At 44.9% G+C, this 17,980-nt stretch carries 16 protein-coding genes; 2 read left to right on the forward strand and 14 right to left on the reverse strand.

The features are described from left to right. Window positions 1-4 precede the first annotated feature (4 nt). Window positions 5-1,375: an aldehyde dehydrogenase gene (locus ACFOGI_RS01855; RefSeq protein WP_390267540.1), complete on the forward strand. Its 1,371-nt coding sequence runs from the start codon at window positions 5-7 to the stop codon at window positions 1,373-1,375. Between the two features lie 67 nt (window positions 1,376-1,442). On the opposite strand, the gene ACFOGI_RS01860 is transcribed toward ACFOGI_RS01855, so the two are convergent. The 5 genes from ACFOGI_RS01860 to ACFOGI_RS01880 all read right to left on the reverse strand — a co-directional run bounded on the left by ACFOGI_RS01860 (window position 1,443) and on the right by ACFOGI_RS01880 (window position 7,980). Further along, a complete protein-coding gene (locus ACFOGI_RS01860) occupies window positions 1,443-2,708 on the reverse strand; it encodes a DNA polymerase IV (protein ID WP_390267543.1) in 1,266 nt (421 codons plus the stop codon). Between the two features lie 87 nt (window positions 2,709-2,795). Continuing rightward, on the reverse strand, window positions 2,796-3,920 hold the full coding sequence (locus tag ACFOGI_RS01865; RefSeq protein WP_390267546.1) for a M20/M25/M40 family metallo-hydrolase: 1,125 nt from the start codon (window positions 3,918-3,920) through the stop codon (window positions 2,796-2,798). 26 nt (window positions 3,921-3,946) lie between these two features. Continuing rightward, complete coding sequence (locus ACFOGI_RS01870) at window positions 3,947-5,494, reverse strand: acyl-CoA carboxylase subunit beta (protein ID WP_390267549.1); 1,548 nt, start codon at window positions 5,492-5,494, stop codon at window positions 3,947-3,949. Beyond that, on the reverse strand, window positions 5,494-6,318 hold the full coding sequence (gene mce, locus ACFOGI_RS01875) for a methylmalonyl-CoA epimerase (RefSeq protein ID WP_390267552.1): 825 nt from the start codon (window positions 6,316-6,318) through the stop codon (window positions 5,494-5,496). The genes ACFOGI_RS01870 and mce overlap by 1 nt, the downstream gene beginning before the upstream one ends. Window positions 6,319-6,333: 15 nt before the next feature. Beyond that, a complete protein-coding gene (locus tag ACFOGI_RS01880; protein WP_390267555.1) occupies window positions 6,334-7,980 on the reverse strand; it encodes an acyl-CoA mutase large subunit family protein in 1,647 nt (548 codons plus the stop codon). Window positions 7,981-8,113: 133 nt separating this feature from the next. Between ACFOGI_RS01880 and prli42 the strand changes: the two genes are divergently transcribed. After that, a complete protein-coding gene (gene prli42 / locus ACFOGI_RS01885) occupies window positions 8,114-8,230 on the forward strand; it encodes a stressosome-associated protein Prli42 (RefSeq protein ID WP_390267558.1) in 117 nt (38 codons plus the stop codon). Between the two features lie 93 nt (window positions 8,231-8,323). Here prli42 and ACFOGI_RS01890 read toward each other — a convergent pair whose 3' ends face one another. From ACFOGI_RS01890 to ACFOGI_RS01930, 9 genes are all read right to left on the reverse strand, one after another. Further along, on the reverse strand, window positions 8,324-9,301 hold the full coding sequence (locus tag ACFOGI_RS01890) for an aromatic acid exporter family protein (RefSeq protein ID WP_390267561.1): 978 nt from the start codon (window positions 9,299-9,301) through the stop codon (window positions 8,324-8,326). Window positions 9,302-9,436: 135 nt separating this feature from the next. Further along, window positions 9,437-9,868 (reverse strand): BrxA/BrxB family bacilliredoxin, encoded by a 432-nt coding sequence (locus ACFOGI_RS01895; RefSeq protein WP_390267564.1) that lies wholly within the window; start codon window positions 9,866-9,868, stop codon window positions 9,437-9,439. Window positions 9,869-9,953: 85 nt separating this feature from the next. Next, window positions 9,954-11,240: a dihydrolipoamide acetyltransferase family protein gene (locus ACFOGI_RS01900; RefSeq protein ID WP_390267567.1), complete on the reverse strand. Its 1,287-nt coding sequence runs from the start codon at window positions 11,238-11,240 to the stop codon at window positions 9,954-9,956. 72 nt (window positions 11,241-11,312) lie between these two features. Continuing rightward, a complete protein-coding gene (locus ACFOGI_RS01905) occupies window positions 11,313-12,296 on the reverse strand; it encodes an alpha-ketoacid dehydrogenase subunit beta (RefSeq protein ID WP_390267570.1) in 984 nt (327 codons plus the stop codon). Window positions 12,297-12,310: 14 nt separating this feature from the next. Continuing rightward, complete coding sequence (locus tag ACFOGI_RS01910) at window positions 12,311-13,303, reverse strand: thiamine pyrophosphate-dependent dehydrogenase E1 component subunit alpha (RefSeq protein ID WP_390267573.1); 993 nt, start codon at window positions 13,301-13,303, stop codon at window positions 12,311-12,313. A 20-nt stretch (window positions 13,304-13,323) separates the two neighbouring features. Then, a complete protein-coding gene (gene lpdA, locus ACFOGI_RS01915; RefSeq protein WP_390267576.1) occupies window positions 13,324-14,745 on the reverse strand; it encodes a dihydrolipoyl dehydrogenase in 1,422 nt (473 codons plus the stop codon). A gap of 22 nt (window positions 14,746-14,767) precedes the next feature. Continuing rightward, the gene (gene buk / locus ACFOGI_RS01920) at window positions 14,768-15,865 is read right to left on the reverse strand and encodes a butyrate kinase (protein ID WP_390267579.1); all 1,098 of its coding nucleotides are present in this window, start codon (window positions 15,863-15,865) and stop codon (window positions 14,768-14,770) included. A gap of 5 nt (window positions 15,866-15,870) precedes the next feature. Further along, window positions 15,871-16,977 (reverse strand): Leu/Phe/Val dehydrogenase, encoded by a 1,107-nt coding sequence (locus ACFOGI_RS01925; RefSeq protein ID WP_390267582.1) that lies wholly within the window; start codon window positions 16,975-16,977, stop codon window positions 15,871-15,873. 12 nt (window positions 16,978-16,989) lie between these two features. Then, complete coding sequence (locus ACFOGI_RS01930) at window positions 16,990-17,895, reverse strand: bifunctional enoyl-CoA hydratase/phosphate acetyltransferase (protein ID WP_390267584.1); 906 nt, start codon at window positions 17,893-17,895, stop codon at window positions 16,990-16,992. Window positions 17,896-17,980 lie beyond the last annotated feature (85 nt).

Raw genomic sequence — 17,980 nt, forward strand, 5'->3', positions numbered from 1 at the left:
TTTCTTGAACTCATTGGAATCGATAGTGGCCGATCAGCGTACATATTTCCAGCATGGAAACACGCTTGGCTACGAAATACGCAAGGAACAGCTACAGAAATTAAAACAAATGCTGAAGGAATTTGAAAGCGAAATCTATCAAGCCCTGAAAAGTGATTTGAATAAATCGCGACATGAAACCTTAACGACAGAGCTCGGTTTCCTGTATTCGGAAATTGATTTTGCGATAAAAAATCTTCGGTATTGGATGGAACCTGTAAAGGCTGCATCTCCACTTACACATAAAGGAAGCAAGAGTTTCATTTTAGCTGAACCCTATGGTGTTACACTGATAATTTCTCCATGGAATTATCCGCTTCAGTTAGCACTTTCCCCTGTTATCGGGGCACTAGCAGCAGGGAATTGTGCTGTGATCAAACCCTCAGAGTATTCCCGGGCCACATCCTCCCTGCTTGCAAGGATGATCAAGAGCACCTTTAATCCTTCCTACATTACCGTTGTAGAGGGAGCCAAGGAAACTAGTGAACAATTGCTGAAACAAAGATTTGATTATATATTTTTCACCGGCAGTACAGAAGTCGGGAAGATAGTGATGAAACAAGCAAGTGAACATTTGACCCCCGTAACATTGGAACTCGGCGGAAAAAGTCCTGTCATAGTGGATAAAGACGCTAATATTAATCTAGCAGCGAAACGAATTGTTTGGGGGAAATATACCAATGCAGGGCAAACTTGTGTAGCTCCAGATTATCTTTACGTACATGAAAAAGTGAAATTTAAACTTCTTAAAGCGATGAAAAAACAAATTAAAAACTTTTATGGAAGAGAACCTTTGAAGAATCCCGATTACATACGCATCATCAATCATAAACATTACTCCCGTCTGGAGCAATACCTAACAAACGGTACGATTCTTCATGGCGGCAATACAAATTCAGAAACACTCTCCATCGAGCCGACGATACTGGATAAAATTTCCTGGGATGATCCTGTTATGCAGGACGAAATTTTCGGTCCGATTCTTCCTGTACTTACATTTTCAAATATTGAAGAAGCAGTGGAAGTGATCAAGACTAAAGAAAAACCTTTGGCATTATATTATTTCAGTGAAAATGAGAAAGCTCAGGAACAGATTATAAGATATTTGTCATTCGGCGGAGGGTCTATCAATGACACCCTTTACCACTTAGCGAATCCTCATCTTCCTTTCGGTGGTGTAGGAGCGAGTGGTATGGGAAACTATCATGGGGAATACAGTTTTCAAACCTTTTCACACAGCAAAAGTGTCTTGAAACAGAGTACAAAATTTGACTTGCCATTCCGGTATCCTGGAGGAAAACTGACACACAAAGTAGTAAAAAGAATGATGAAGTAATAGAAGACACACCTTTATTAGTAAGGTGTGTCTTCTATCTAAGAAAAAGAAGCAATGGGAAGAATCGTCATTCCCTTTTTTTCACTTTAAAATCATCCAAGAAATCCTTTTGAAGACTGGTTCCCGGCTGTAAACGAGCTTCAGATGAGGAGGGTAGATTCTCGACGAAGGTGTCCTTTCCATACTTCTCTTTCAGTTCATCAATCGCTTGGTATAGTTTCTCTTTGCCTGCTTCTTGTTCATAAGTGAAAATATCCAACTGTTTCGCAATCTTCTTTTTTTCCTCTACATCTTGTAACGTGATGCCAAGAAGACGGATCGGTTCCTGATCCCAATGTTTGTCCAGCAGTTCCTTTGCAACCTGGACAATTTCCTCTTTCCCGTCTACATACTCATACAGTTTTCTGCTCCTTGTGATGGTTCTTCTATCATGGTATCTAAGCATCAACTGGACAGATTTCCCTGCAGCCTGCTTCCTTTTCAATCTCCTTTCCACGTTATCACCCAAAATTCCAAGGAGCTTATTTATCTCCCTTTCATCCACGGTATCGTGTGGGAGAGTCTGAGAACTACCAATGCTTTTAAACTCATGAACTGCCTCTGGGTCTACCGGGCGCTGGTCGATCCCATTAGCTCTGTCCTTCAATCTTACCCCATTGATTCCAAGCATCTGTTTTAAAGCATAAGCGTCCTTATTGGCGAGGTCCCCTATGGTATAGACGGATACATCCTTCAGTTTTGCTGCAGTCTTTTCCCCTACTCCATGCATTTCAGCAACAGGAAGGGGCCAAAGCACCTTCTCAACTTCCCTCTTTCTTAGGATGGTAATGCCTAAAGGTTTTTTCATGTCCGAAGCCATCTTGGCAAGGAATTTATTGGGTGCAATACCTATACTGCAAGGCAAACCAAGTTCTTTAAGAATTTTAGCCTGCAGCTTCTCCGCCAAACCGATGGGAGTGCCAGACCAGTCAGCATTGGTGACATCCATGTATCCTTCATCAATGGAAACAGGTTGTACGATAGGAGTCACTTCTGCCAGCATTTGAAATATCTGACTGGAAGCCGCCCGGTAGCGCTCAAAATTTGGGCGCATAACAATTAAATCCGGACATAGTTTCCTCGCCTGCCATAAAGGCATCGTAGTTTTCACACCTTCCGCCCTTGCTTCATAACTGCTTGTAACTACAATACCTTTCCGCTCTTGCGGATTTCCTGCAATAGCCAAAGGCTTGCCTTTCAGCTCGGGATTAAAAGCCATTTCTACAGATGCATAGAAACAGTTCATATCTATATGAAAAATGACCCTTCCTTTCTTCAGCCGTTCTTCTTCCATGTAAATAACACCCTTTGAAAACGTATGATCGCCTTCCTATTATAGCATAAAAGGACCCTTCGGAGGAAAAGGGCCCTTCTATCTCTGTTATTCAGCTGTCTGCCTGATAATAGCAGTGACAAGTTCGGTCACCTTTACAAGTTCCCCTACTTGGATCCTCTCATTTGTTGTATGGATCTCTTCATAACCCACTGCTAGATTAACCGTAGGAATCCCGAAGCCAGCAATGATATTAGCATCACTGCCTCCGCCACTTTTGAGCAGTTTACTTTCTCTGCCGATGCTCTCGGCCGCTTTTCTGGCTGTTTCCACTACTTTGTCTCCAGCTTTCTGAGAGTACCCGGGGTACATGACTTTTATCGTAACATCTGCCGATCCACCCATATCCTGGGCTGTCTCCTCAAAAGCTTCCTTCATTCTAGCTGCCTGCCGCTCCATTTTTTCAGGGTTCAATGACCTTGCTTCAGCTAAAATTTCGACGTGGTCAACAACGATATTTGTTTGCTTTCCCCCTTCGAATCTTCCAATGTTTGCTGTTGTTTCCTCATCAATCCGACCGTGGGGCATCTTCGAGATAGCTTTCGCAGCAATAGTGATGGCAGAAACGCCCTTTTCGGGAGCCAGCCCTGCATGTGCTGTCTTCCCTTTGACAATCGCATTGATTTTGGCTTGTGTCGGTGCAGCCACCACAATATCCCCAACATCTCCGTTGCTATCAAGTGCATATCCGTATGCAGCATGAATCAGGGAACGGTCCAGCGCCTTGGCCCCTACCAGCCCTGATTCTTCCCCGACGGTTATTACAAATTGAATATCGCCATGGGGGATTTGATTTTCCTGTACCGTACGTATGGATTCAATCATAGCAGCTAAGCCTGCCTTGTCATCTGCTCCTAAAATCGTTGTACCATCTGAAACGATATAACCATCCTTGATTTGCGGTTTAATCGCTTTCCCAGGCACCACAGTATCCATATGAGAGGTGAAATAAATCGGATCCGCCCCAGGAGTTGTACCCTTCCATGTACATATCAGATTGCCGGCACCATGCCCGGTGAGTTCTTTGGAATTGTCCTCTACTACATCGATTCCCAGGCCGGTGAATTTCTTTGTTAATACTTCCGCTATTTCACGTTCATTTTTGGTTTCCGAATCGACTTGTACCAAGTCAAAAAATTCTTCAACCAGTCTCTCTTCATTGATGCTGACCATTCTATGTTCCTCCATTACTTGATGAATTAAAGCGGCATATTCCCGTGTTTTTTCTGTGGCCGCTCCTCTTGTTTATTATGCAGCATCTCCAAGGCCTGTACCAGCTTTATGCGTGTTTCCCTTGGATCAATTACGTCATCGACCATTCCCAGACCAGCTGCGACATAAGGGTTGGCAAATTTCTTACGGTACAGATCTATCTTTTCCTGTCTCGTATGCTCCGGGTTTTCACTTTCAGCTATTTCCTTGGCAAAGATAATATTTGCAGCCCCATCCGGACCCATTACTGCTATCTCCGCGTTCGGCCATGCATATACCAGATCCGCTCCGATCGATTTACTGTTCAGGGCTACATACGCCCCTCCATATGCCTTTCTCGTGATAACAGTAATTTTCGGTACGGTTGCTTCTGAATAAGCATACAGTATCTTTGCACCGTGGCGGATGATACCCCCATGCTCTTGTTTGACACCTGGAAAGAAACCGGTAACATCTTCAAAAGTAATCAAGGGAATATTGAAAGAATCACAGAATCGGATAAACCTGGCTGCTTTATCGCTTGAATCGATATCTAGTCCGCCTGCCAAATGTTTCGGCTGATTGCATACCAGTCCGATAGTCTCTCCTTTGATCCGTGCAAAACCGATAACAATGTTCTTCGCAAAGTCTTTATGGATCTCAAAGAAGCTGTCCTGGTCAACTACCTGGCGTATTACTTTTTTGACATCATAAGGGCTTCTAGCGTTATAGGGCACAATGTCGGTAAGGTCGGGACGGAAATCATCCATTTCAGGAGTCTCCCGCTTATCAGCTTTTTCCTTACTGTTGGCTGGAAGATACTCTATCAATTTGCATACTGCATCTAATGCTTCTTCCTCCCTCGACGCCTTGAAATGGGCATTTCCACTTTTGGAATTATGTATATCCGCCCCGCCCAGACCTTCTGATGAAATTTTTTCCCCAGTCACTGTTTCAATCACTTTCGGGCCAGTTATAAACATTTGGGAGGTCTTCTCCACCATGAATACAAAATCAGTGATAGCTGGAGAGTACACGGCACCGCCGGCACTCGGACCCATGATTACAGAGATTTGAGGGATTACACCAGAATAAATCGAGTTCCGGTAAAAGACCTGTCCATACCCATCAAGTGATGAAACACCTTCTTGGATACGAGCACCGCCGGAATCATTCAAACCGATGAATGGAACACCATTCTTGGCGGCTAAATCCATTACAGCCGCAATTTTTTTCCCATGCATTTCCCCCAGCGCTCCACCATAGACGGTAAAATCCTGTGCGAATAAATATACTGGTTTCCCAGAGATTTTTCCATACCCGGTGACGACACCTTCCCCTTTTGCATTATTGGTGTCCATGCCGAAGTCCGACGACCGGTGTTCAATGAATGGATTCAGTTCGACAAATGAACCATCATCCAAAAGATAGTCTATCCGTTCTCTAGCTGTCATCTTCCCTTTTTCATGCTGCTTGTCAATCCGTTCATCTCCCCCTCCGAGCTCCACCTGACGCCGTTTATCATACAACTCATTGATCTTATCGAATATATCCATTATTCTTCACTTCCTTCTGCCGGTTGGCAAAGCTCATATAACACACCATGAGCTGCCTTTGGATGAAGGAAGGCAACTTGCGTGTCATGTGCCCCAGGTCGAGGATCGTTATCAATCAGTTTTACGCCTTGGCTTGCAAGCTGACGAAGCCGCTCTTTGATATCCCTTGTTTCAAGTGCAATGTGATGGATGCCTTCTCCCTTCTTATCAAGGAATTTACGGATCGGGGACGTGTCATCCAGCGGTTCCAGCAATTCAATTCTGGATTCACCGATCTTTAAAAAGGCCACTTTGACTCCTTCCGTTTGTACCTCCTCAACAGCTTCCAGTTCAAGTCCTACCGAGTCTGAATAAAAAGGAAGCGCCGAATCGATATTTTCGACCGCTATCCCAATATGTGAAATCTTCTCCGGCCGCTGTCCTCCGGGACGATCGGGTTGAATAAGATCCTTGATATAGTTTGCCAACGCTTCCGTTGAAGATCCACTGGTGAATATCTTTTTCACCCCTTTTTCCAGCAGAAACGGGATATCTTCCGTAGGGATGACACCTCCGCCCACTACAGGGATGTCATCTGCATTTCTCTTCACCAGTTCATCTATAACCTTTGGAAAGAGTGTCTTATGTGCGCCTGATAATGATGATAGGCCTATTACATCCACATCTTCTTGGATGGCTGCCTGGGCGATCTGTACCGGAGATTGTCGAAGACCAGTATAGATCACCTCCATCCCATGATCCCTTAATGCTTGAGAAATAACCAATGCGCCACGATCATGCCCATCGAGGCCTGGTTTTGCTACCAATACACGTATCTTTCCCATGCTATAACTCCCCCTCTATATGCCTGAATACTCTCCGAATTCTTCCCTTAAAACATTACATATTTCCCCTACCGTCGCATATACCCTCACAGCTTCTAAAATATGCGGGATGAGATTTTCCTTCTCATCAACCGCAGCACTGCGGATGGCATGAAGAGCTTTTTCCACCTCTTCTGTATTTCGTTCTTCTCTCAGTTCCTTAATCGCTTCAACCTGGGACTGTTCCAGCTGCTCATCGACTTTCAACAGGTCCGGATTTATTTCTTCTTCCAGCCCAAACTTATTCAGCCCTACGATTATTTCTTCCTGCTTCTCAATTTTCTTTTGCGTTTCATAGGCGTTCCGGTGAATCTCTCGCTGCATGTATCCTTCTTCTACTGCCTGTACAGCCCCACCCATTTCTTTGATTTCTTCGAGATACGCATCGATTTCCTTTTCCATTTGGTCAGTGAGCGCTTCCACATAATAAGAGCCGCCAATCGGGTCGATGGTATCGGCCACACCACTTTCATAGCCGATAATCTGCTGTGTCCGGAGCGCAATCCTTGCAGACTCTTCTGTAGGCAATGACAAAGCCTCGTCTCTTGAATTGGTGTGAAGACTTTGTGTTCCCCCGAGTACAGCAGCCAGTGCTTGTAGTGTAACCCGTACAATATTATTATCCGGTTGCTGGGCAGTCAGGGTGGATCCTCCTGTCTGAGTATGAAAGCGAAGTTTCCAGCTTTTCGGATTATTCGCCTGATAATGTTCTCTCATGATCTTAGCCCAAATTCTTCGTGCAGCCCGGAATTTTGCAATCTCTTCAAAGAAATTGTTATGAGCATTGAAAAAGAAAGCAAGACGCGGGGCAAACGAATCAACCTCAAGCCCGGATTCTATCGCAGCGTCCACGTAAGCCATGCCATTTGCCAAAGTAAATGCTGCCTCCTGTACAGCAGTCGAGCCTGCTTCCCTGATATGATAGCCGGAAATGCTTATGGTGTTGAATCGCGGAACATACTGTTGGCAATAATCAAATATATTGGTAATCAGGCGCATGGATGGTTTTGGAGGATATATGTAAGTGCCCCTGGCAATATACTCCTTCAGAATATCATTTTGAATGGTTCCAGTCAGTTTTTCTGGAGGGACACCCTGCTTCTCTCCGACTGCAATATACATGCATAGCAGAATCGCGGCTGGCGCATTGATCGTCATCGAAGTACTGACCTTATCCAAAGGAATACCGTTCAGCAACTTTTCCATATCCTTCAAGGAATCGATCGCAACACCTACTTTACCTACCTCTCCTTCCGACATCGGATCATCTGAATCGTAGCCTATCTGGGTCGGCAGATCAAATGCAACCGAGAGCCCAGTCTGCCCCTGGTCCAATAGATAGCGGAAACGTTTGTTAGTCTCAGAAGCACTGCCGAACCCAGCATACTGACGCATGGTCCACAACTTGCTCCTGTACATGGTCGGCTGGATTCCTCTCGTATATGGATATTCCCCTGGATACCCAAGTTCATGTTCTACTTCATTTCCCCCATCATATAAACGATCCACTTCTATGTCTGATGACGTTGTAAATGGGTCTTTCCGTTCAGGGAAGCGCTTTAATACGGAATCCACTGACTTTTCCCAATTCTCTTTTTGCATTTCATCCTTTCGGTCGGTCATCTTCTCCATCCCCTTTCGATTGATCCTTATAATCTCCCGTTCATTCTATTGTTAAATATTTTTTGCTACTTGTCCATGACAAAAATAAAAGTTAAAATAAAAATAGCAGATGGGTTAAAAGGGGGTCTTTACTGTGGCAGCGAAACCTAAAAGGTCCAAACGTGAACGCAGAGTCAAATTCATGGTATATATAATGATCATTGCTATGCTTCTTTCCACATTCACTTATGCATTTTCATTATTCATCTAATATCTAGGATGACTGGGACAATGAAGTTCCAGTCATCTTTATAAATTGCCACTGTAAAGTCCGATTGTAAACAGGGCGAAACAATGGATACATTTACCTTCTAGCAATTTTCTGCCCCTTCTTTACATCACTCTTTTTGTATTTTTTCTTTAACAGCAGGTAATCTTCTATCTCATGAAGCAGCCGGAAAAGATTCGCACGGATTTCGAATTCTTCTCTGGTCACCGGAAGATCTTCTGCAGCAAACTCCTGTTTCAGCTCTTCCAACTCCTCCAGAAAAACAGATGCCCTGTTTGCTGGAGTGACATTTTCTGCCAGCTTTTCGAAAAAAGACGCAATTTTTTCAGAAGTGACCACCTGATTCGGCAGTTTTGTAACCAACGGCATCATCCGTTGAAGGAGTTCGAATTGTCTTGCTCTCATGCGGAAGTATTCCCTATAGGGATGTTCACTCCTCAGTAGATGGTTCTCTCTATCACGTTCTACCAAGTCTCCCGCGCTATCAAGTATTCTCTCCGTTTCGGTGATTTCCCTGCCATCCCACTCGATATCTTTATTTCTGACATACAGAGCTATTTCATATAATATGACTTGAAAATTCTTTTCCAGTTGCTTTTGCTTTACGTTCAATTCATTATCAAGGCTTGGCATATATAGATTCATAAGTAAAGCTGTTCCGATACCGGTAGCGATCAATAACAGCTGGTCTAACACGAAGGCAGCCGTTATTGCCCCGCTTGCATAGAGATTCAATATGATGACCGAACTCGTCGCAATCCCAGGGGTAACCTTAAAATAGACAGTCGTAGGAATAAAAGTCAGCAGCATAAGTCCAACAGAGACTGGATTATACCCAAAGATTTCAAAGAAGACGAAAGAAAATACAATGGCCAATAAACATGCCAGCAGACGGTGCCATGCACTTAAATAAGAACGCTTTCTTGAAGGCTGGATACAGAGAATGGTCAATATACCGGCTGATACAAAGTTTGATACACCGAACAACTGAGCAATCGTAATAGCTATAGGAGTTCCTGCTGCGGTCTTGATGGTACGATAGCCGACTTTCACAATCATATCTCCCTCGTTCACAAATCCTTTTGTTATAAAAAGGAGGCTAACCTCACTGGTGAGAGGCAGCCTCCTGGTAATGCATGTATCCGGGGCTCTGCCAGCCCTTCCTTTGATCCATCAAACTGCTTTTCGTTACAGCTCTTCACAGTGCTCATCGTAAATTTTTTGAAGCTGGCCTACCACATCCATAGTAGAATGACCTTCAATATCATGACGCTCCAACATCGTTACGATTTTACCGTCTTTCAGCAAAGCAAACGATGGGGAAGATGGCGGATACCCTTCGAAATATTCACGTGCCCTTTCAGTCGCTTCCCTGTCCTGTCCAGCGAATACAGTGACAAGATGGTCAGGGCGTTTGTCATAATGAATGGAATTGGCTGCAGCTGGCCTTGCTACTCCGCCTGCACATCCACAAGTGGAGTTTACCATTACAAGGGTAGTTCCCTCCTGTTTCAAGGCTTGATCCACTTCTTCCGGTGTGGTGAGTTCCTGATAACCGGCTTCCTGAATATCTTTACGCGCTGCATCCACGATGTCATTCATGAATAAATTAAAATCCATAGGACAAATCTCCTTTTATTAGACTGGTTTCTTATTACATAGCTTAACAAGTTTACTTTAGTTTTTCAATAAAATGGCAATATCCTTAATATAGGCTAGTAGTAGTATCATTGATATTTTCAATGATCTCTTTCACCCTTGCAAGGAAGCGGCCACAGACAAGACCATCAAGAATACGATGATCCAGGGAGAGGGATAGGTTCACTATGTCTCGTGCCGCAAACATATCGTCTATAATTACAGGGCGTTTTACAATCGATTCTACTTGAAGGATAGCTGCCTGTGGGTGGTTAATCACTCCCATAGAGGACACTGAGCCAAAAGAACCAGTATTGTTTACGGTAAAAGTGCCCCCTTGCATATCAGACGAGGTGAGTTTTCCGCTGCGGGCCTTATTTGCAAGCTCATTTATTTCCCTGGCAATCCCTTTTATACTTAACTCATCAGCATGTTTGATGACCGGAACGAACAATTCCTCATCTTTAGCTACAGCGATGGATAAATTTATATCCTTGCGCTGAATAATCTTATCCCCTGCCCATGTGCTATTGAGCTGTGGAAATTCTTTGAGTGCTTGAGCAACAGCTTTTACGAAGAAGGCAAAGAAAGTAAGACTGTACCCTTCTTTTTGTTTAAACTCATCTTTCTTTTTACTTCTGTAACGAACCATCTCCGTTGCATCCACTTCTACAGTCATCCAAGCATGGGGAATTTCTTGCGTAGACCGTACCATGTTTTGGGCGATCGCCTTTCGGACTCCTGTTACTGGGATTTCAGTGTCACCACTCTCGGTTGTTGACGGCAAGGAGGCCGTTATATTCGGTTCTTCCTCTGAGTTCTTGCCAGATGTTTCTCCATCTTTAGGACGGCTTTTTTCCAGTACATTGGAACGATTAGCCGGTCCCCCTTGAGCAATAATTCGCTCCATATCTTTCCGAGTGATCCTTCCGTGCCTTCCGGTTCCTTCCACCTCTTCCAGGTCTATGTCATTTTCCTGTGCTAGTCTCAATACCGCTGGTGAGTAACGTTTTTTCATCGAAGACTTTTCTTCCGTTCGTCCCGACTGTGCATCCGCCTCCGTATTTCCAGGCTCTTTCGCTACTTCCCCGGTTGGGACTTCCTCACTTTGCCCTTCCGTCTCTATGTAGCATATAAGTTCACCGACCTCGATTGTCTCGCCTTCTTGAGCAACAATCTCCGTGATCGTCCCGGAGAAGGAAGAGGGAACCTCAGCATTAACCTTATCGGTCATCACCTCGGCAATAGGGTCATATTTATCCACATGGTCCCCTGCTTTGACAAGCCAGTTGCTGATCGTTCCCTCTGTAACGCTCTCCCCTAATTGAGGCATACTGATTTTTTCTGTCGGCATGATAGTCCCTCCTTCATATTCGTCCTTCAGCAGTCCTTTACGAATCATTACTGTATGGACATAGCAGCAATCCTAGAATTCTGCCAAGTCTCTGATGGCAGCTTCCACTTTATCTGGGTTGAGCATAAAGTATTTTTCCATCGGTGGAGCATAAGGCATTGCAGGCACATCTGGGCCCGCCAATCGACTGATAGGTGCATCAAGGTCAAATAAGCAATTTTCAGCAATAATGGCCGCAGCTTCTCCAATAATACTACCTTCTTTGTTATCCTCTGTAACCAACAGCACCTTTCCTGTTTTCTGAGCTGCAGCTATGATCGCTTCCTTATCCATTGGGTATATTGTGCGCAAATCAAGGATATGAACATCGATTCCTTCTTCGGCGAGCTTTTCGGCAGCCTGCAAGGCAAAGTGGACAGCAAGTCCGTAGGTAATAACTGTTACATCGGTACCCTCTCTTTTTATATCTGCCTTTCCAATAGGCAAGACATAGTCGTCCTCAGGAACCTCCCCTTTCAGCAGGCGGTAAGCGCGTTTATGCTCGAAGAATAATACCGGATCATTATCCCGGATAGACGCCTTCAGTAGACCTTTTACATCATACGGCGTAGAAGGCATGACGATCTTGAGTCCAGGCTGATTTGCGAAAATCGCCTCTACAGATTGAGAGTGGTACAAAGCGCCATGTACTCCTCCACCATAAGGTGCACGGATAGTGATAGGAGCTTGCCAGTCATTATTGGAGCGATACCTCATTTTTGCGGCTTCCGAGATAATTTGGTTTACTGCCGGCATGATAAAATCAGCAAACTGCATCTCCGCCACCGGCCTCATCCCATACATGGCCGCACCGATTCCGACTCCTGCGATGGCCGATTCCGCAAGCGGAGTATCAAGCACCCTCGACTCCCCGAACTCTTCATATAACCCATCTGTCGCCCGGAAAACTCCTCCCTTTTTCCCAACATCTTCACCGAGGATAAAGACTTTATCATCACGCTGCATTTCTTCTCGTAAAGCAGTGGTTACTGCTTGAATATACGAAATTACTGGCATCTCATGACCCCTCCCTACTGTTCATATACAAAATCCAAGGCAGACTCTGCTGCTGCGTATGGTGCATCTTCAGCGTAGTCAGTGGCTTCATCTACTGCTCTTTTTATGTCATTCAACATTCGTTCTTCAATCTTGTCAGTTAATATTCCTTGTTCTGTCAGATAAGAAGCAAACATTTTTAAGCCATCCTTCTTCTTAGCTTCTTCCACTTCCTGACTTTCCCGGTAGGAGCGATCATCGTCGTCACTAGAATGGGCGGTAAAACGGTATGTTACTGCTTCAATCAATGACGGCCCCTCCCCATTTACAGCACGGTCTCTTGCTTCTTTGACTGCTTCATATACGGATAGAGGGTCATTGCCGTCTACCGAAACACCTGGCATTCCATAACTAGCCGCCCTATCGGCAACATTCTTACTCGCAATCTGCTTCTCGACTGGTACGGAGATGGCGTACTGGTTATTTTCCACCATGGTAATGACAGGCAGTTTATGAACGCCCGCGAAATTGAGGCCCTCATGGAAATCACCTTGATTGGAAGAACCCTCACCTAGTGTTGCAAAGGAAACAATCCGCTTTTTTTCCATTTTTGCCGCGAGAGCAACACCAACTGCATGAGGAACTTGGGTGGTTACCGGAGACGAGCCGGATAGAATTCTGTTTTTTCGTTGTCCGAAGTGTCCAGGCATTTGCCGCCCACCGGAATTAGGGTCTTCTGCCTTGGCAAAACTTGAGAGCATTAAATCTTTGGCGGTCATTCCGAATGCCAATACAACACCCAGGTCACGGTAATATGGGGCAGTAAAGTCATTCTTCCTATCCAGCGCAAAAGATGCACCGACCTGCGCCGCCTCCTGTCCTTGACAGGAAATAACAAATGGAATCTTGCCTGCACGGTTCAATAGCCACATTCTTTCATCCAACTTTCTGGCAAGAAGCATGGTTTTATACATTTCCAATGCTGTTTCGTCGGTTAAGCCCAAGGCTTTATGTCGAGCTATTCCCATTCTGATACCTCCTTTAAATATCAACCATGGATTTGTTTTCCATCCACTGCCATCGCTGCTTCCCCGATAACTTCGGAAAGGGTCGGATGTGGATGTATAGTAGATGCAATTTCCCAAGGGGTTGCATCCATAACTTTTGCAAGGCCTGCCTCAGATATCAAATCAGTTACGTGAGGTCCGGTCATGTGAACTCCCAGAATATCATCTGTTGCTATATCTGAAATGATTTTCACAAATCCACCCGTCTCTCCGTGAACCAAAGCTTTGCCGATTGCTTGGAATGGAAATTTGCCTACTTTCAGATCAAAGCCTCTGTCTTTTGCCTGCTGTTCTGTCAAACCAACACTGGCCGCTTCTGGATATGAATAAATGCAAGAAGGAACTTGCTCATAATCTATTTTCAGCGGATCCAAACCAGCCATATGCTCTACCGCTATTATCCCCTCATGGGAAGCCGCATGCGCCAATTGAACACTGCCAACTACATCACCAATGGCATAAATATGAGACTCTTTCGTTTGATAAAAATCATTGGTCTCAATATAACCTTTTTCTGTATTGATATCTGTATTTTCCAAGCCAATATTGGAGATGTTGCCCTTTCTCCCTACGGAGACCAGCAATTTTTCAGCATGGAAGACCTCTTCATGTGCATCATTTTCTGCTTTAATAGAGACACCTTCTCCAATTTCCAGTGTTTCGGGGTTAACTTTCCTTCCCTTTTTGAATACCACTCCTCTTTTTGCCAGCTGTTTTTCTACCTCAGCGGCAATCTCCTTATCCTCGGAAGGAAGGATACGGTCGAGGTATTCCAGTACTGTCACCTTGACACCGAAATCACATAACATAGAAGCCCACTCAATACCTATGACTCCTCCACCTATAATTAAGATTGAGTCAGGAAGCTTATCCAGCGACAATGCCTCATCAGAAGTCATCACATCAATGCCGTCCACCGGAAGTCCTGGCAGAGATGATGGTCGAGACCCTGTTGCTATGAGTACATTTTTAGGAACGATCATCGTATTCTCTTCTCCATTCTCGTATTCAATCGAAATTGTTCCTGGAATAGGAGAGAAGATGCTAGGACCTAAGATTCGGCCAAAACCATGGTATACATCGATTTTCCCTTTTTTCATCAGTCCCTTCACGCCCTTGTGGAGAGTGTCCACAATTCCTTGCTTTCGCTGCTGGACACGGGTGAAATTCAATGATGGAGCCCCTGTTTCCACCCCATAATCTTCAGATTCCCCAGCCAGCCTGAACACTTCTGCACTGCGCAATAACGCCTTCGAAGGGATACAGCCACGATGAAGACAGGTCCCACCAAGCTCTCCTTTTTCTACTACTGCTACCTGCATTCCAAGCTGGGAAGCGCGGATGGCAGCAACATATCCCCCTGTGCCTCCTCCCAATACGACGAGATCATAATCTTTTGTCATATGTAGATAACTCCTTTATCGATTAGTTGTGTGGGTATACCTTACTCTGTTCTTCCTCTCGAAGGACCCTCAGCACTCCTTCATTGAGCGCCTCCAACTCATTTTCACCTGGGTAAGTAAGTATATCTGCTACCCATTTCACCCTTTTGGTAATCATATGGATAAGCAGCTTACTATACGCGAGTCCTCCTGTTAGTACGACGGCATCCACATTCCCCTCTAGAACAGCAGCCATTGCACCAATTTCCTTTGAAATCTGATAAGCCATAGCTTCATACACTTGCTCTGTAAATTTATCTCCCTTTTCTATTCGCTTTTCGACTTCCATTGCATCGGTTGTGCCAAGGTAGGCCATTAAGCCACCTTCACCTACCAGCTTCTTCATCACTTCATCTCTGTACAGTTCTCCTGAGTAGCACAGTTGAACCAGATCACCCGCTGGAACAGTTCCAGCTCTTTCAGGAGAAAACGGACCATCCCCGTGCAACCCATTGTTGACATCTACAACCCTTCCATGACGATGGGCCCCTACCGTAATCCCCCCTCCCATATGGGTCACGATCATACATAATTCCTGATAGGATTTGCCAAGTTCTGTTGACGCTTTTCTGGCAACTGCCTTTTGGTTCAATGCATGAAAGATACTTTTTCGCGGAATATCTGGGACGCCAGAGAACCTCGCGACTTCCTCGAGTTCATCAACCACCACTGGATCGACAATGTAGGCAGGTATATTCAAGCCATAGGCTATTTCATAGGAGAGGATCCCTCCCAAATTAGAAGCATGCTCTCCATTCAACCCAACTTTCAGATCATAAAGCATGTCATCATTCACCAAATAGGTTCCGCCTTCAATCGGTTTCAACAGCCCTCCGCGTCCGCATACTGCATGAAGCTTTGAGATATTGATCCCTTCATAATCCAAGTTTTCCAGTATGACCTTTTTTCTGAAGTCATACTGGTCAATAACTCGGTTGTACTGTTGCAATTCCTGGGCCTGATGCCTGATCGTTTTCTGAAAGATACAGATTTCATCATCAAATACACCTATTTTTGTGGAAGTGGAGCCAGGATTGATCACAAGCACTCTAAAACTTTGATACACCACGCAAACCTCCATAACAGCTATCTATTGTTTTTCCTTCTGCTTAAAATATTTTGATTGTTCAACAGGAATTGATTCGTGGAATTACGGACCGACTGAATCCTTTCTTCTGCCATACGATCAGCCGCGATATTGGTTGGTAAATTATCCCTGTGCGAAATTTGGAAGACTTTAGTTAGGCTGTCGTAAATTGTCTCAACTTTCCTCATCGCCCGTTCCTGGTTATACCCTTGCAGTTCATCCGCCACGTTAATGACTCCACCAGAGTTGATCACATAATCTGGTGCATAAATCACTCCTTTTTCGTGGAGAGTTTTGCCATGCTCTGAGTTTTTCAGCTGATTATTGGCTGAACCTGCAATAACTTTTGCTTTCAGCTTGGGTATTGTATCGTCATTGATTGTGGCTCCCAATGCACATGGTGCATAGATATCGCAATCGACCTCATAAATGTCCTCCGGATCCACAGCCTTGGCTCCGTATGCTTCAACTGCGCGCTCTACAGCTTCTTTATGGATGTCTGTTACAATTAAATCTGCACCCTCTTCATGCAAATATCCGCATAACCGAAAGGCGACGTTCCCTACCCCCTGTACTGCTACAGTCTTACCTTGTAGGGAGTCGTTTCCATAAGCAGCTTTTGCAGCAGCCTTCATCCCTTTGTAGACCCCATATGCTGTCACGGGTGAAGGATTGCCTGAAGAACCGGAAGTTTTGGAGATACCTGTAACAAAGTCTGTTTCCAAATGGATAAGGTCCATATCTTCTTCGGTGGTTCCTACATCCTCTGCTGTGATATATCGTCCATTCAGTCCCTGAATGTACCGGCCGAAAGCACGGAACATCTCTGGGTTCTTATCCTTTTTCGGGTCACCAATGATCACCGTCTTACCTCCGCCTAAGTCCAGTCCGGCTGCTGCGTTTTTATACGTCATTCCTTTAGCTAGCCGCAACGCGTCTTCTATCGCTTTTTCTTCGGAGTCATAGGTCCACATCCTAGTGCCGCCCAATGCCGGCCCTAAAGTTGTGTCATGAATTGCAATAATGGCCTTCAAACCCGAGTTTTTATCCTGGCAAAACACTAATTGCTCATAATCAGCATTTTCCATGTAATTAAATATTTCCATTATTATTGCCTCCTATATCTTATCCGCAGATGCCAAACCCAACATCAACGAATTTAGTTTGCTCTGAGCGGAATCCGACCTGGAAGTGAGTACGACAGGAACTTTTGCCCCACTGATGATAGAGGCAACCTGTGCCCTTCCGGTGTAAATGAATGATTTATACAGCATATTTCCCGCTTCTATTGTCGGAACAATAAGAACATCTGCCTTTCCGGCAACATCTGAGACGATTCCTTTTTGGTCGGCTGCCTCTGTAGAAATCGCAATATCAAATGCCAATGGCCCATCGACGACACAACCGGATATTTGCCCTCTTCTGTACATTTGAGTCAATAACGCAGCATCCATGGTAGACTGCATGGATTCATCGACGGTTTCGACCGGAGCAAGCAAAGCCACCTTGGGTGTGGTCATACCAATTCCCCGGGCTACTTCGACTGAGTTATGAATGATTTGCTCTTTCTCCTTCAAAGACGGTGTAATGTTTAAAGCAGCGTCACTTAATAACAGCAGCCGGTCCAAAGCAGGGATTTCAAATAGCGCCGTATGTGAGAGTACTTTTCCTGTTCGCAATCCCCTGTTTTTATCCAAAACTGCCCGCAGCAGGTTTTTTGTCGGAAGGCTGCCTTTCATTACCAGTTGGGCTTCTTCTTCTGCTACGGCGGCAACTGCCTCTCCAGCAACAGACTCTGTCCGGCCGACATGTCTGATGGTAATGCCCGCCTGGAGAATATCCAATTCCGCTTGCTGAGCCGCGGCTGCAATATCCACTTCATCCCCCACTAGGAGGAATTCACACAAATTTAGTTCTAATGCCTTTTTAACTGCTCTTAGTATACCCTGGTCTGCTGCATGGGCAACGGCAACTTTCTTCTGCCGATTAGGTATCATATCTTTCAAGGATGCTAATGTGTTCATGTTCCTCCCCCTTCATGAGATATAAAGCAAAAACCGTGCCAATACTTCGACGTTGTAAGCGCTTCATCCACCTGAGATCCCAATG

Source organism: Virgibacillus xinjiangensis (assembly GCF_042643145.1).
GTDB lineage: Bacteria > Bacillota > Bacilli > Bacillales > Amphibacillaceae > Virgibacillus_O > Virgibacillus_O xinjiangensis.